The organism is Marinobacter sp. PE14 (assembly GCF_053566155.1).
Genome location: NZ_JBQXNY010000003.1, coordinates 197282 through 213118 on the forward strand (window position 1 = coordinate 197282; position 15837 = coordinate 213118).

The 15837-nt window shown below is 59.0% G+C and carries 13 protein-coding genes; 11 read left to right on the forward strand and 2 right to left on the reverse strand.

Annotated elements, in window-relative coordinates:
- Positions 1-75 precede the first annotated feature (75 nt).
- The 5 genes from cysM to ACWJ62_RS11610 all read left to right on the forward strand — a co-directional run bounded on the left by cysM (position 76) and on the right by ACWJ62_RS11610 (position 5975).
- Positions 76-969 (forward strand): cysteine synthase CysM, encoded by an 894-nt coding sequence (gene cysM, locus ACWJ62_RS11590; protein WP_062785533.1) that lies wholly within the window; start codon positions 76-78, stop codon positions 967-969.
- 26 nt (positions 970-995) lie between these two features.
- On the forward strand, positions 996-2345 hold the full coding sequence (gene rlmD, locus ACWJ62_RS11595; RefSeq protein WP_449286327.1) for a 23S rRNA (uracil(1939)-C(5))-methyltransferase RlmD: 1350 nt from the start codon (positions 996-998) through the stop codon (positions 2343-2345).
- 57 nt (positions 2346-2402) lie between these two features.
- A complete protein-coding gene (gene relA / locus ACWJ62_RS11600; protein WP_449286651.1) occupies positions 2403-4640 on the forward strand; it encodes a GTP diphosphokinase in 2238 nt (745 codons plus the stop codon).
- Entirely contained in the window at positions 4637-5494 is an 858-nt protein-coding gene (gene mazG, locus ACWJ62_RS11605; protein ID WP_449286328.1) for a nucleoside triphosphate pyrophosphohydrolase, read from the forward strand. Before relA ends, mazG begins: the two co-directional genes overlap by 4 nt.
- A 136-nt stretch (positions 5495-5630) precedes the next feature.
- Positions 5631-5975: a hypothetical protein gene (locus ACWJ62_RS11610; RefSeq protein WP_008176163.1), complete on the forward strand. Its 345-nt coding sequence runs from the start codon at positions 5631-5633 to the stop codon at positions 5973-5975.
- A 32-nt stretch (positions 5976-6007) separates the two neighbouring features.
- On the opposite strand, the gene ACWJ62_RS11615 is transcribed toward ACWJ62_RS11610, so the two are convergent.
- The gene (locus ACWJ62_RS11615) at positions 6008-6241 is read right to left on the reverse strand and encodes a hypothetical protein (RefSeq protein WP_349521532.1); all 234 of its coding nucleotides are present in this window, start codon (positions 6239-6241) and stop codon (positions 6008-6010) included.
- 104 nt (positions 6242-6345) lie between these two features.
- Here ACWJ62_RS11615 and ppc point away from each other — a divergent pair, with 104 nt between their 5' ends.
- From ppc to ACWJ62_RS11645, 6 genes are all read left to right on the forward strand, one after another.
- A complete protein-coding gene (ppc, locus tag ACWJ62_RS11620) occupies positions 6346-8991 on the forward strand; it encodes a phosphoenolpyruvate carboxylase (RefSeq protein ID WP_449286329.1) in 2646 nt (881 codons plus the stop codon).
- Between the two features lie 79 nt (positions 8992-9070).
- Entirely contained in the window at positions 9071-10441 is a 1371-nt protein-coding gene (locus tag ACWJ62_RS11625; protein WP_449286330.1) for an HDOD domain-containing protein, read from the forward strand.
- A 201-nt stretch (positions 10442-10642) separates the two neighbouring features.
- A complete protein-coding gene (adk, locus tag ACWJ62_RS11630) occupies positions 10643-11296 on the forward strand; it encodes an adenylate kinase (RefSeq protein WP_449286331.1) in 654 nt (217 codons plus the stop codon).
- Positions 11297-11327: 31 nt separating this feature from the next.
- Positions 11328-12023 (forward strand): tRNA (adenosine(37)-N6)-threonylcarbamoyltransferase complex dimerization subunit type 1 TsaB, encoded by a 696-nt coding sequence (gene tsaB, locus ACWJ62_RS11635; protein WP_449286332.1) that lies wholly within the window; start codon positions 11328-11330, stop codon positions 12021-12023.
- A gap of 133 nt (positions 12024-12156) precedes the next feature.
- Positions 12157-12519 (forward strand): UDP pyrophosphate phosphatase, encoded by a 363-nt coding sequence (locus ACWJ62_RS11640; RefSeq protein WP_449286333.1) that lies wholly within the window; start codon positions 12157-12159, stop codon positions 12517-12519.
- Entirely contained in the window at positions 12519-13358 is an 840-nt protein-coding gene (locus ACWJ62_RS11645) for a class I SAM-dependent methyltransferase (protein WP_449286334.1), read from the forward strand. The genes ACWJ62_RS11640 and ACWJ62_RS11645 overlap by 1 nt, the downstream gene beginning before the upstream one ends.
- A gap of 6 nt (positions 13359-13364) precedes the next feature.
- Here ACWJ62_RS11645 and plsB read toward each other — a convergent pair whose 3' ends face one another.
- Positions 13365-15833 (reverse strand): glycerol-3-phosphate 1-O-acyltransferase PlsB, encoded by a 2469-nt coding sequence (plsB, locus tag ACWJ62_RS11650; RefSeq protein WP_449286335.1) that lies wholly within the window; start codon positions 15831-15833, stop codon positions 13365-13367.
- Positions 15834-15837 lie beyond the last annotated feature (4 nt).

Consider the following 15837-nt stretch of genomic DNA (forward strand, 5'->3'; position numbering starts at 1 on the left):
GCGAGAAGCTGTATTGGGAGACCGGGGCGATAACGCGTATCATGCGAAGCCAAAAGTGTACCACAGGGTTATCATATGCATTTTCCCACCATTGAAGATTATGTCGGGCACACCCCTCTGGTTCGCCTGCAGCGTCTCCCCGGTGAGACGAGTAACGTGATTCTGGCCAAGCTGGAGGGCAACAACCCTGCCGGCTCGGTGAAGGATCGCCCGGCCATCAGCATGATCCAGGAAGCGGAGCGCCGGGGCGACATCAAGCCAGGCGATACGCTGATCGAGGCAACCAGCGGCAATACCGGCATCGCTCTGGCCATGGCGGCGGCGATCAAGGGGTACCGCATGGTGCTCATCATGCCCGCGAACATGAGTGAGGAGCGCCGGGCATCCATGCGCGCCTATGGTGCGGAGATTGTCACGGTAACCAGGGAAGAAGGCATGGAAACGGCCCGTGACCTGGCCCTCAAGATGCAAGCGGAAGGCAAGGGTACCGTGCTGGACCAGTTCAGCAATCAGGACAACCCCCTGGCGCATTACCGTACCACCGGCCCGGAAATCTGGGAGCAGACCGGCGGGCGGGTTACCCATTTTGTCAGCTCCATGGGCACCACTGGCACTATTATGGGGGTGTCGCGCTACCTCAAGGAGCGCAACCCGGATATCCGCATCATCGGTTTGCAGCCAAAAGAGGGCGCCTCGATCCCCGGGATCCGGCGCTGGCCCGAAGCTTACCTGCCGAAAATCTACGACGCGGCCCGCGTCGACCAGGTGCTGGACGTAGGTCAGGAAGAAGCAGAGACCACGATGAGGGCCCTGGCTTCTGAAGAGGGCATTTTCTGTGGCGTATCCTCCGGCGGTTCGATTGCAGCCGCGCTCAAGCTCTCCCGGCAGGTTGAAAACGCCATCATCGTGGCCATTATCTGTGACCGCGGCGACCGCTATCTTTCCACCGGTGTGTTCCCCGGCGCCTGAATACGACTTTATCAAGAGACCCAAGTATGAGCAGACGACGCAGGAAGGTTCTTCCAAAAGAGCCCGTGCGCTGTGAGATTGAAACCCTGAGCCATGATGGCCGGGGCATTGCCCGTCAGGACGGCAAAACCCAATTTGTCGATGGCGCCCTGCCAGGCGAAACCGTGATGGCGAAAGTGGTGTCCAGTCGAAGCAAGTTCGATGAATTGCGAACTGAAGAGGTTCTGGACGCTGCCCCCGGTCGCCAGACTCCCCCCTGCGAGTTTGCCGACCTGTGTGGTGGTTGCAGCCTTCAGCACATGAGTGGCGATGCCCAGATCGAGTTCAAGGAAAACACCCTGCGGGAACATTTTGCCCATTTCGGGGGCATCGAGCCCGAGGAATGGATTGCCCCCCTGCGCTCGGAAGAGAGTCTGGGATACCGTCGCAAGGCTCGCCTGGGTGTTCGTTACGTCAAGGCCCGGGAGTCTGTCCTGGTCGGCTTCCGGGAGAAACGCAACAGTTTCCTGACCGACATCGATCGATGCGTGGTGCTGGATCCATGCATTGGCGAGCGGATATTGCCGCTGCGCAACATGCTTCACGATCTGGAGGCCTTCAACCGAATCCCCCAGGTGGAAGTTGCCTGTGGCGACGACGTTGCCGTGATGGTGTTCCGTAACATGGATGAGCTGTCGGTTGGCGACCGGGAAAAACTCATCGCCTTTGGTCAGGCCCACGAATTGCATATTTACCTGCAGCCGAAAGGGCCCGACACCGTCCATCGGATCTGGCCCGAGTCAGCGGGCCGGGATGATGAACGGCTTAGCTACCGACTGGATGAATTCGACCTGACCATGAAATTTCATCCCATGGACTTTACCCAGGTCAATGCAGGCATCAATCGCGCAATGGTACACAGGGCCGTGGAATGGCTGGATGTCCAGCCTGGGGAGCGAGTCCTGGATCTGTTCTGTGGTCTGGGGAATTTCACCCTGCCGCTGGCCACACGGGGTGGGCAGGTTGTTGGCGTGGAAGGAGACGAGACCATGGTCGTACGGGGCCGGGAAAACGCGGAACTTAACGGTCTGGACAATGTCGCTTTTCACGGTGCCGACTTGCACGGTGACTTTACGGGCCAGAGCTGGGCTAAAGAAGGGTTCGACAAGATACTGATCGATCCGCCCCGTTCCGGTGCCGAGGAGATCTGCAAGTACCTCACGGCCTTCGGCGCAAAAAAGATAGTCTATGTCTCCTGCAACCCGGCCACCCTGGCGCGCGACGCAGGGGTTATGGTGCGCAACGGCTATCGACTGGTGCGCGCAGGTGTGATGGATATGTTCCCCCACACCACCCATGTGGAATCCATCGCGTTGTTTGAGAAGGATTCCGGCTGACGATGTTGTGGGCAGTCAGGGATGGCTGCGGAAACCATCAGGAATAACAAGGCCGATATGGTAAAAGTTCGCGAAGACTACGCAATGACTGGCGACGGCCAGGTGGATATCGAGGGCTGGGTAAGCCAGATAGCCTCGCAAACGCACCTGGACGACGCTGACCAGTTCCGGTTGGCCTGTGAAAAGGCAGCGGAAATCGATCTTCAGGCTTTCCGGCAGGATCGCCAGTGGGCACCCGGCTCCAGCAGCTTCCGGATTGGCATCGAGATGGCCCAGGTTCTGGCGGAGCTGCACCTGGATCAGGCCAGCCTGGTGGCGGCGATCCTTTACCGCGCCGTGCGTGAAGAGCGCGTTCCCCTGGAGACAATCCGCAAGGAATTTGGCGATGAGGTCGCGGGCCTGATCAACGGCGTGCAGCAGATGGCGGCCATTTCGTCCATTCACCACCCGCTGAAGGGCAACGTTCTGGGCCAGAGCGAAGGCCAGCTGGACAACGTCCGCAAGATGCTCGTCACCATGATCGACGATGTCCGGGTTGCCCTGATCAAGCTGGCGGAGCGCACCTGCGCCATTCGGGCGGTAAAGGATGCTCCGGAAGAAAAGCGCATGCGCGTCGCCCGGGAAGTGTTTGATATCTACGCGCCGCTGGCCCATCGGCTTGGCATTGGTCACATCAAGTGGGAACTGGAAGACCTGTCCTTCCGCTATCTGCATAGCTCCGCGTACAAGAAAATCGCCAAACTGCTGGATGAAAAACGGCTCGCTCGCGACAGCTACATCAAGCGGGTGATAGAGACCCTGCACACCGAACTCAAGGCCTATGGTATTGAGGGTGAGCTGTCTGGCCGCGCCAAGCACATCTACAGCATCTGGCGCAAAATGCGTCGTAAGGGTATCGATTTCTCTCAGGTCTACGATGTTCGCGCCGTGCGTATCCTGGTACCGGAAGTACGCGACTGTTACGCCGCACTGGGTATTGTCCACACGCTATGGCGCCACATCCCCAACGAGTTCGACGATTACATCGCCAACCCGAAGGAAAACGGTTACCAGTCTCTGCATACCGCCGTGATCGGGCCCGAGGGCAAGGTCATGGAAGTGCAGATCCGAACCCACACAATGCATGAGGAGGCGGAACTGGGCGTCTGTGCCCACTGGTTGTACAAGGGCATGGACAAGGGCAACAAGTCGACGGGCTACGACGCCAAGATCAACTGGCTGCGCCAGGTGCTGGAGTGGCAGGAGGAGCTGGGCGACCTGTCCGGGCTGGCCGACCACCTGAAATCCGACGTGGCATCGGATCGGGTGTATGTATTCACGCCCGAGGGCCATGTGGTGGATTTGCCCCAGGGAGCAACGCCGGTGGATTTCGCCTACCGGGTGCACACCGAGATCGGCCACGCCTGCCGCGGTGCGAGGGTGAACAGCCGAATCGTTCCGCTGACCTATCCGCTGAAAACCGGCGATCAGGTGTTTATCCTGACATCCAACAACCCGGCCCCAAGCCGCGACTGGCTGAATCCGAGCCTTGGTTACATCCAGACGTCCCGGGCGCGCGCCAAGGTAACCCACTGGTTCAAACAGCAGGATCGCGGTCGCAATATCGTTGATGGTCGTGCCATTCTCGAGGACGAGTTCAGGCGTCTGTCCCTCTACGATGTGGATCTTGGTGAGCTTGCCAGGAAGGTTAATTACCAAAGTGCCGAGGACATGTTTGCAGCCACTGGAGCCGGTGACCTTCGCCCGACGCATGTCGCCAATGTGGCCCAGCAGATGCTGGAGCCCAAGTCCGAACAACTGGATCTGAAACTCAGCGCCCAGCGCCGCAAGCCCTACGATACTGAATCGGACATCCAGATCCTGGGCGTCGGCAAGCTCAAGACCCAGGTGGCCAAATGTTGCAAGCCGCTGCCCGGAGACGCGATCGGTGGCTACATCACGGTTGGCCGTGGGGTTACGGTCCATCGCCAGGACTGCCTGACGTTCCTGAATCTGCGTGAGTTCGAGCCCAACCGGATTATTGAAGTCAGCTGGGGTGGCCGGCAGGCTGCTGTTTATCCGGTCGACATTGAAATCGAAGCCTATGACAGGTCGGGACTGCTGAGAGATATCACCCAGGTGTTGTCGGCCTCCAAGAGTGATGTGCTGTCGCTCAATACCCTGAGCAACAAGGACGAGAACACGGCCACCATGACCGTGACGGTGGAGATTTCCAGCCTCGAGCAGCTGGCGCGGTTGCTGGCGCAGATCCGCAACCTGCCCAATATCATTGATGTAAGGCGTAAACGCGGATGACCTATACCATCGACGATCTGAAAAACCTGATGGCCCGGCTGCGGGATCCGGAGACGGGCTGTCCATGGGATACGAAGCAATCCTACAAGACCATCGTGCCGCATACGCTGGAGGAAGCCTACGAAGTGGCCGATGCCATCGAGCGTGAGGATTATCCGCATCTGAAAGACGAGCTGGGGGATCTGCTGTTCCAGGTGATCTTTTATACCCAGCTTGGTCGCGAAGATGGCCATTTCGATTTTGATGGTGTGGTCGATCATCTGGTCCGAAAACTGGTACGGCGGCATCCACACGTTTTTCCGGAAGGGACCCTGGAAAGTCGAATCGATCCGGACAACCGGCCGGATGAGGCCTGGATCAAGGAAAGCTGGGAGCGCATCAAGGCCGAGGAGAGGGCAACGAAGCCGGCGCGGGAAGCCAGCGTCTCGGAAAGCCGGCTTGACGGCATTGCCCGGACCCTGCCTGCAATGGCTCGGGCCGAGAAGCTCCAGAAGCGGGCGGCCCGGCACGGCTTCGACTGGCCGAATGTGGGCCCGGTTTTCGACAAACTTCACGAGGAAATCGACGAGCTCAAGGAGGCATGGGAAGCCGCACAGACGGGCACCGGCGATCCCGATGCCGTTGAAGATGAGCTCGGCGATCTCCTGTTCGTCTGTGTGAACCTGGCACGGTTCATGAAGGTTAACCCTGAGCAGGCACTCAATCGAACCAACCATAAATTCGACGCCCGGTTCCGGGCGATTGAACGTGTGCTGGAACGGGAGGGCCGCGATATGGACGAAGAATCTCTGGAGGCGCTGGATGCTTTGTGGCAGGCGGTGAAAGGCGTGGAGCGGGGAGAGAGCGAGCACTGAGAATGGCGGATCGGTAAGTACAATCCGTTACCAATTTTCTCGCCCCCGGACCGACGGCTTCGTCTACACTTCCGGAAACGGATGCACAGTTTTCGTGCGCCGTGCGCCATCAATAAGATGCAGGAGTGAAGGCACCATGAAAATCAAAGATCTGGTCAACTACTGGGACAAGCATGCACGTGGTCGGCTTACCCGAGACGCCTACTTCATGGCGTTGTCTGACCAGCATCACAAGCGCCTCGAGAAACTCGCAGCGCTTTACCCGATGAAATCACCTCAGGATCTGATGCGCGATCTGATTTCTGCAGCACTGGACGAGATGGAAACCAGCTTTCCGTATGTTCAGGGCACTAAAGTGGTGGCGTATGACGAGGATGGCTTCGAGATCTACGAGGATCAGGGCCTGACTCCAAAGTTTGTCAGCCTGAGCCAGAAGCACATCCAGCGCCTCAAGGCCCGTCAGCTGGAATCAGTCGCCTGACGACACGGGCAGCGAACGCTGCCCGCCGCTATTTACTTGTCTTTCCCTTCCAGCCTGTCTTTTAGTGGGCTCTGGCGTACCAGATCGTCCAGAGCAGCACCAATCATGTCGTTCAGAATATCGCTTTCACTGCGGTCCGGGTAAAGTTCCGCCAGTGCGGCCACGCGTGCGGCATCTTCCAGCGGCAGGCGCAGGTTATAATCGTGGGTGCGCTCCACGGGCTCTTTTTGCTGTTCCCAATGTTTGGGCAAATCAGTGACCTTCATGATAACTCCTTGCAGCTACAGGCTTGAATCGCCAATAGACTTTCTCGACTGTTCCTTAGTATCGTAAGTTTACTTCGCCTCCGTCAATTCAAAAGGACGTCAATGTGACTGAGCTACATCCCGAACTCCGAGAAAACGTACGAATGCTGGGCGAACTGCTGGGCCAGAGCATAAGGCGGTATCCCGGACAGGAATGCTACGAGCTGATTGAGGAAATCCGGGCGGCTGCCAAGTCCGACCGTCGCCAGGAAAGCGGGTCCGGTCAGCGGCTGGTCAATCTGCTGCGCAAGTTGAGCGATGATGAGCTGCTCCCGGTGACCCGTGCTTTCAACCAGTTCCTGAACCTGGCCAACCTTGCCGAGCAGTACCACGGTATTCGTCGCAAAAGAGGGCATCAATCTGATTTGATGGTCGAATCGCTCGGGGAAGTGTTTGAACGGCTCAAGCACGGTGATGTCACGCCGGAGGAACTGCATCAGCGGGTCGCGGATCTGCGAATCGAGTTTGTGCTGACAGCCCACCCCACCGAAGTGGCCCGCCGCACCCTGATTATGAAATACGACGAGATGTCGGACTGTCTCGCGCGTCTGGACCATGACGACCTCATGCCTGCCGAACGGGAGGAAATCGTCAATCGTCTTTCTCAACTGGTTACGGAAGCCTGGCATACCGACGAGATTCGGCAGGAGCGACCAACGGCAGTGGATGAGGCGAAATGGGGCTTTGCGGTTATCGAGAACAGTCTGTGGGAGGCCTTGCCACAGTTTCTGAGGAGCCTGGACACCTCGCTGCAGGACGCGACCGGAAAGGGCCTGCCGCTGCAGGCATCCCCCATCCGTATTGCCTCCTGGATGGGCGGTGATCGTGATGGCAATCCGAATGTTACCCACAAGGTGACCCGCCGGGTCTTTCTGCTTGGCCGCTGGATGGCAGCGGATCTCTATCTTCGTGATATTCAGGCGCTGCGGGCGGAACTGTCCATGTGGCAGGCCAGCGACGAGCTCAAAGCCGTTGTTGGCGAAACCCGGGAGCCCTATCGCCATGTGCTCGCCGAACTCCGTGAGCGGCTGATCAGAACCCGGGACTGGGCAGAGGCGAGCGTCAACGGCGAGACCGCGGATGCCAACGGTATTCTCTTTGAGAACGAGGATTTCACCGGTCCCCTGGAGCTCTGTTACCGGTCGCTGGTTGAGTGCGGGCTAGAGGATATTGCCAATGGTCCGCTGCTGGATACCATCCGCCGGGCGCATACCTTTGGCCTGCCTCTGATTCGCCTGGACATCCGACAGGAAGCCAGCCGCCACGCGGAGGCGGTTGCCGAAATGGTCGATTATCTTGGCCTGGGGGATTATCTGTCCTGGTCAGAACAGGAACGCCAGGCATTCCTGGTGAAGGAACTTCAGGGCCGGCGCCCACTGGTCCCCCGAAATTGGGAGCCCTCGGAATCGGTCGGCGAGGTGCTGGCAACCTGTGAAGTGGTGGCGCAGCAAACGCCGGAAGCCCTCGGGTCCTACGTTATCTCCATGGCCAGCAAGCCCTCTGATGTATTGAGCGTGATTTTGCTGCTCAGGGAATCCGGGATGAAGTTTCCGATGCGGGTCGTGCCCCTGTTTGAAACCCTGGATGACCTGCGGGGTGCGCCAGAAAGCATGTCTGCGCTGTACGAGGTTGAGTGGTATCGGGAGTATTGCCAGGGCCGGCAGGAAGTGATGATCGGCTATTCGGATTCCTCCAAGGATGCCGGCCAGCTGATGGCGGCGTGGGCCCAGTACCAGGCCCAGGAGAAACTCACCCACGTTGCCCGCCAGTACAGTGTGCATCTGACCTTGTTCCACGGCCGGGGCGGTACCGTTGGCCGTGGCGGCGGACCTGCCAACCGGGCAATCCTTTCCCAGCCGCCGGGCTCGGTAAACGGCAGTTTCCGGATTACCGAGCAGGGCGAAATGATCCGCTTCAAGTTCGGTTTGCCGAGGCTGGCGGTCCAGAGCCTGACGCTCTACACCACGGCGGTTATCGAAGCTACCCTGGCCCCGCCACCCCAGCCCGAGGACAGCTGGCGGGAAACCATGGACTGGCTTACCGAGCGGTCCTTGAAAGCCTACCGCGATGTGGTCCGGGAAAATCCGGATTTCGTGCCCTATTTCCGCCAGGTCACACCGGAGCAGGCCCTGGGTAAACTGGCACTCGGAAGTCGCCCGGCCCGGAGGAAGGCCACCGGCGGCGTGGAAAGCCTGCGGGCCATCCCGTGGATCTTCGCCTGGACCCAGATGCGGCTGATGCTGCCCAGTTGGCTGGGCAGTGACGTCGCGCTTGAAGAGGCTGCACAGGACCACCGGCTCCCCGTATTGCGTGAGATGATGCAGGGCTGGCCGTTTTTCCGCACCTATGTGGATATGCTGGAAATGGTGCTGGCCAAGGCAGATCTGCGCATCGCCAGCTATTATGAGCAGACGCTGCTGGACGATGATCGGTTGAAAGCCCTGGGGGAGAGTCTTCGCATGCGCCTCCAGGGTTGTATCGAGCGACTTCTGGAACTCAAGGAGCAAACGGATCTGCTGGAGGGAGAACCGGTCTTTGCGCACTCGATGAGGGTGCGGAACCCATACACGGATCCACTGCATTACCTTCAGGCCGAATTGCTACGGCGGGATCGGGAAAGTGAAGGCAAGGGCGAGGTGCCGGAACTGGTGGAAAGGGCACTGAAAGTCACCATGGCAGGTATCGCCGCGGGTATGCGAAATACTGGCTGACCTTGCAGCAGAATAGAAAAATAGTGCCGGGAGAAGGCCGGGTAATCTGGCCACCGACCAAGAACAAAGGGAGTAAGCTGTGGCTCTGGCTGCACGATTGGAACGTTTTCTCGCCCGCAAGGGCATCACCTATCGGGAGCTGCCGATAGATCAGGTCACCAGCCTCGATGCGGCAGTGATTGCCTCGGGGATATCGCAGGACAGCTTTGTACAGGCCACACTGCTGATCGACATTACCGGTGTCGTGATGGCCGTACACAAGTTCGACAGTTCCCTGGACCCTGATGCCGTTCACCAGCTGACCGGTCGCCGTCTTCAGCCGCTGACTGCACGCCAGACCATGCGCCTGTTCGGTGACTGTGACCCCGGCTTCACCCCGCCCATCGGACAGGCTTACGAGCTGCCCGTTATCGTGGACGAGGATGTGATGCTGGCGGATCAGGCCGTGTTTTCCAGTGGCACCGATCATTCCCTGCTAGAGATGGATGGCCGATCCTTCCGTCTGGCCCTGGCAGGTGCCAGGGCAGGCCACCTGGTTATCCGGGGGCCGGGTAACGGCAACCGCGAGGCACTGACGCTCGAGGAAGTGGCCGACAAACTGCAGAAACTTTATCGCCTGCCACCAATGCCGGCCCTGGCGCTGCGTATTCTGCGGCTGACCGCCAATACCGACGCCACCGCCCGGGAACTTGCCGAGTTGATCGAGTTTGACCCGAGCCTCACGGCCCAGATCATGCGTTACGCCCGTTCTGCGCTGTTCAACTATCCCGGGCAGATCAATTCGGTGCAGGACGCCGTCACTCGTGTGCTGGGCTTCGACCGTGTGGCCCACATCGCCCTGGGCATTGCCTCCGTTCGTGCCTTTGAAGTACCCCGTCACGGCATTCTGGGCATGGACAATTTCTGGCGCCACTCCCTGTACTGCGCGTTCCTGTGCCAGGTCATCGCGCCGCGATGTGGCGCCGAAAAGGGGCTGGGCTATCTCTGCGGACTGTTGCACAACTTCGGCCTGTTGCTGGTCGGGCACCTGTTTCCGGCCGAATTTGATGAGCTCAATGAGCTTCGCGAGGCGAATCCTGAAGCCAGCATGCACTCGCTCGAGCAGCAGGTGTTCGGGCAGGGCAATGGTCAGGAAATCCTGTCGGTGGGCCATGGCGCTATTGGCGGTATCCTCCACCGTCTATGGCAACTGCCTGATCCTGTGGTCAAAGCGGCCGGCGTGCATCAGCAATCCGGTTACCATGGCGAGCACGAGAATTACGTTTTGATGGTACAGCTGGCCAACGCCCTGTTGAAGGATCGCGGTATTGGCGATGAATTCAATCCCGACGACGTGCCCGCTTTGCTGGAAGGCCTGGGACTGACGCCCAGTGTTGTGGAAGAACTGAATGCTGAACTGGATCGTGTGGCTCCGGATCTGGACGCACTGGCCAGCTCCCTGTCATCCTGACACCCTGTCGTTATTCGCTGGGAAATACGGACTTCCGGTGCATGATACGGAGGTCGACTTTCTCTGACGTGGCTGACTTCGTATAATGCGCCTTCGCCGATTTCGGCTGACATCTGTTCCGTGCAGGAGAGGCTGTCGCAAAGGCACGGGTTTTTGCCACAGCTTTTCAAATGATAATGACTAAAACGGGAGCACAGCGTTATGCGAATCATCATGTTAGGCGCGCCGGGCGCAGGCAAGGGAACTCAGGCCCAGTTCATTACTGAACGGTTTGATATTCCCCAGATCTCCACCGGTGACATGCTGCGTGCGGCGGTGAAAGCCGAGTCAGAGCTGGGCAAGCAGGTAAAGGAAGTCATGGCAACCGGCGGCCTGGTGTCTGACGACATCATCATTGCGCTGATCGAAGAGCGTATTCAGCAGCCGGATTGCAAGAACGGTTTCCTGCTGGACGGCTTCCCGCGGACCATCCCCCAGGCCGAGGCTCTGAAAGACCAGGGAATTGCCATCGACTATGTGGTCGAAATTGCCGTGGATGACGAAGAAATCGTCAGCCGTCTGTCCGGTCGCCGGGTGCATGAGGGAAGTGGTCGTATCTACCACGTGAAATACGATCCGCCCAAGGCCGAGGGTAAGGATGACCAGACCGGAGAGCCGCTGGTTCAACGTGAGGACGACAAGGAAGAGACGGTTCGCAAGCGTCTGAAAATCTACCACGACCAGACTGCACCGCTGGTTGGCTACTACCAGGACTGGGCGTCGAAAGAGCCGGATGCTGCACCCAAATACGTTCGTGTTGAGGGCGTTGGCAGTCTGGACAGCATTCGCGACCAGATCCTGTCTGAACTCAAATAAATTGGCATCCTGACCTGAGGTTTCCACACCGGTGAAACTGTTGGCACTGGATACGTCATCAGAGGGCTGCTCCGCAGCCCTTCTTGTTGATGGCGAAATCTCCGAACGCTTCGAGCTTGCCCCCAGAGGCCATACCCGGCTATTGATGCCGATGGTGCGGGAGCTTCTGGCGGAGAAGAATCTTGCTCCGGCAGAGCTTGATGCGCTGGCCTTTGCCTGCGGACCGGGCTCGTTTACCGGTGTCAGGATCGCTACCGGTGTTGTGCAGGGTCTTGCCTGGGGGCTGGATATTCCGGTGGTGCCGGTGTCTTCACTGCAGGCCGTGGCCCTGGGTGCCATTGATGCTCTGGACCCTCACGAGGAAACCGGTATCGCCGTAGCCTTTGATGCCCGCATGGGCGAGGTGTATTGGGGCTGCTTTGCTGCCCGGGCAGGATTGCCTGAGGCGTTGGCTTCGGAACAGGTCTGTCCACCCGAAGCAGTCACACTGCCAGAGGGCCCCGAACGCTGGTGCGGAGCAGGGCCGGGCTGGCAATACCGCTCCGCCATGCCAGTGCAGGTGTCAGAGCGTGTTGATCCCATAGATGAAACCCTGGTGCTGCGTGCAGCCTGGGTTGCGCGTCTGGCGGTGATCGCATTCGAGCAGGGCAAGGCGGTGCCGGCGGAGCAGGCTCAACCTGTCTACATCAGGGATGAAGTGGCCTGGAAAAAACTGCCTGGTCGATAGTTACCCCGGCCGCCTGGTTTGATCCGGGCAAACCGCTTTGGGTAAAAACTGACCAGCTGCCTTTTCTTCCATGCGATAATCTTCCATACTTCCATCTCACGTTTTCCTGTCATCCGGCCAGCGGTATCTGAACATGATTGGCGGAATTAACCCGGGTAACAATTTCAATTTCCAGACCGGCAACAACAGCCTGGTCAGGGAGCGCAGTGATGCGGCCCGTGCGCCCGCATCAACGCCTGAAAAAACACCTGACACGGCTCGCCGTGATCTCGCCGATGGCCCTCAAGGTGTTGTCAGCGACCGCAATGCTACAGAAAGTCTCGAACGGCGTGTAGAAGCCCGCCGTGCCGCCGAAGACGCCCGTCTGGAGCGGTTCCGAGCAGACGAGGTGTCCCTGCCAGCTGCCAAGGCACTGTCGACATTTGCCTCTGTCGCCGCCGCCGGTCAGGAAACTGGCGGCAATGGTAGCCTGGCCGGAATTGATATTCTGGTCTGATGCCTGACTCGTCTTCATCCACACCGTCTGCCCTTTCTGCCCGCTTTCAGGACATGGTCGCTGTTGCCCGCAGTGCGCTGGGTGACCGATTGCAGGCCGATGCTCTTGCCGATTCGCTCGGAGTCGCGAATCTTGGTGTCGTCCGCCCCAAGGACATCCGGGACTTTCCGGTTTTGTTATTCGTTGATGAGCAGGGCCTTGGCCTGCAGGTGACTGGCAAAGGTGCGCCGGGACCCGTGCGCGCAGAATTCGTGACCGGCAAGATGGGGTACCGGCGGGAGCATGGCGGTGGCGCGGGCCAGTTGGTGGCCAAGGCGGTCGGCTTGCAGAAAACCCGCGCCGCGTTGCATGTCGTTGATGCGACGGCAGGGCTTGGCCAGGATGCGTTTGTTCTTGCCAGTCTTGGCTGCAGGGTTACCCTGTTTGAACGCAACCCAGTCATCCATGCGCTGTTGGCCGACGGTCTGGCGCGGGCAGCCCTGAATGTGGATTGTGCGGGCATTGTCGAGCGCATGCGACTGCTGGAGGGCAGCAGTATTGAATGGCTGGCCCAACCGGACACCGAGGCGGCGGATGTTGTTTACCTGGACCCGATGTTCCCGCATCGTGACAAGTCGGCCCTGGTAAAAAAGGAAATGCAGGTTTTCCGCACCATTGTGGGAGACGACGAGGATTCCGGACAGTTACTCTCGGCCGCACTGGAGCGGGCCCGTTACCGGGTAGTGGTCAAGCGGCCCCGCAAGGCACTGGCCGTTGAGGGGGCGGAGCCCACCACTCGCATAGAAGGCAAGAGCAGCCGCTACGATGTGTACGCCATCCGGGCGCTGCCATCGCAGTAAACGCCGTTAGGCGCCCATCATGGTGACCTGCTGGATTGCCTGTCGCTTCTCGACACTCAGCACCAGGCGGGCATCGTCCGCCACCTCATCCAGTCCCTCCCCATAACAGAGCAGGCCATTTTCATCGGTGGTGATAACGCCGTTGTTCTGCATATTGGCAATGAAGTTGCGAAACAGGCTCTTGTCGAAAAACTCCGGCGCATTCAGGCCGAACAGGATCGACATCCGCTCGGCCAGCAGCGCGCTCTGTTCTTCCAGTTCGGCGGCGCTGATCTTGCCTGAACCGTATTTGCGGAGAATGCCCAGGGCGATGTGGTAGCGCTCAACCGTCTGGATGATGAAGCGGGACAGAACCCTGAGCCTCAGCATCGCTTCGGTACCTTCCTCAGGTCGACCGATCCGGTCATCGTCCAGGGGCTTCAACAAGCCGTGTTCGATGAGAACGTCAATCCACTGATTGATCACATTCCTGGCTTCATCGGGCTGGTATTTCAGGAACAGTTCCGATTGCAGGTAGGGGTAGGCCACGCTGGCGAGGAACACGATCTTGTCCCGGCCCAGCGAATCCTTGTTCTCGAACAGGCTGGCAATCAGTGAGGGCAGCGCAAACAGGTGCTGAATGTTGTTTCGGTAATAGGTCATCAGGATTGCGTTACTGCCTTCAAGGGCAATAATGTCGCCCAGCTTTTGCGGCTGGCGGGTCACCAGGCCCATGCCTTCACAGTAGGCGATCCAGTCCTTGCCGGATCCCTCGGGCAGGGTTACCGTCTCCGCATACGGGAAAGCCTTTAGCAGGGCGGCGTACTGGTCCATCAAGCGGATTAACTGGCCCTCGTCCATGGCCAGTCGCTCGGTACCCAGAAGAACCGTGGCGGCCATTCCGATCGGGTTTACGGCAACCGACGCGTTGATGTTCGACGCTACCCGGAATGACAGCTCTGAAACCGCGCTGTTGAGCCACTTTGGGCGATACTCAGCGTCGTAGGCTTCGTCGCGCCAACTGCTGTGAACATCGTCGAGAACCTCGGACAAATGAATGGCTTCGCCAAAGTTGACTGAAACGCGACCGAAGGAGTTGCTGAGCTTACGGACAGTTTTGGCCAGCCCGAATACGCTTTCTTTTTCCTTTTTCTTGCCGCGCAGTTCGCCCAGATAGGAGCGGCCTTCCATAACCTTTTCATAGCCGATGTACACGGGCACGAATACGATGGGTTTGCGATGGTCACGCAGGAAACTGCGCACGGTCATTGCCAGCATGCCCGGGCGGGGCTGCAGCATACGACCTGTGCGGCTGCGGCCGCCCTCAATGAAGTACTCCACGGAATAGCCCCGGGAGAACATCACGTGCATGTATTCATTGAACACGGTTGCGTAGAGCGGGTTGTCCTTGAAACTGCGGCGCATGAAGAACGCTCCGCCGCGGCGCAGAATCGGTCCGACTACGGGCATGTTGAGATTGATCCCAGCGGCGATGTGGGGCGGCATCAGACCGTTCTTGTAGAGTACGTAAGACAGCAGCAGGTAGTCGATGTGGGATCGGTGGCAGGGCACGTAAACCACGGCATTATCCTGCGCCACCTCCTTCACGACCTGGACATTGTTGATGGCAATGCCGTTGTAGATCCGGTTCCAGAGCCATGACAACACCACTTCCATAAAGCGAATAGTGACAACGGACATGCTCGCCGCTATCTCATCGGCATATTTATAGGCTTTGGCGCGGACTTTCTCCGGCGGTATGTCGTCTCGTGCCGCCGTCTCCCGGATGGCTTCCTTGACCGCCTGGGTCCGTACCAGGCCCGCCACCAGGGTACGACGATGGGATAGATCCGGCCCCAGCACGGCCTGGCGAACCCGGCGGAAATGGGTTCTCAGTATCCTCGCCAGCTTGCGGTTGGCCCGCTCCTCGCTGTGCCGGTATTCGTCGATCACCTGCTTCAGTGAGAGCGGCTGGTTGAACTGAACGTAGGTGTTGCGGCCATGAACCATGATGATCAGGAACTTCTGAAGCCGGCCGGCGATGGACCAGGTGTCAGAAAGCAGCAGTTTGACCAGGGACTTTTCCTTGTCCGGAGAGCGGCCCCAGAACAGGGACACAGGAACAATCTGGACGTCCTGGTCCGGATGTTCGAGACCGTAGCGAACCAGGGCCTGAAACTCGTTCGTGGGTGCCGGCGCCTGGCGACCCCTGAAAAAGCCACCGATGCGGCGATAGAGAAAAAAGAAAGAGTGCGACGGGCCGTTTTTCACCGGCAGGGCTTCGGTGGCGCCCGGAAGTCCTGCCCGGATAACTTCCTGCTCAAGAACCAGACGGCTCGAGAGGGAGCTGTACTGCAGCACGTAGCAAACCGGTTTGTCGGGATCCAGAGCGAGGGCTTCAACGCTGTTGCCGCTGACATCAGTCCGGACCCAGATAAACAGTATCTTGCGAAAAAGGGTCAGGATCAGGCTGCGAATGCCCTGGTAAAGACGCATAAAG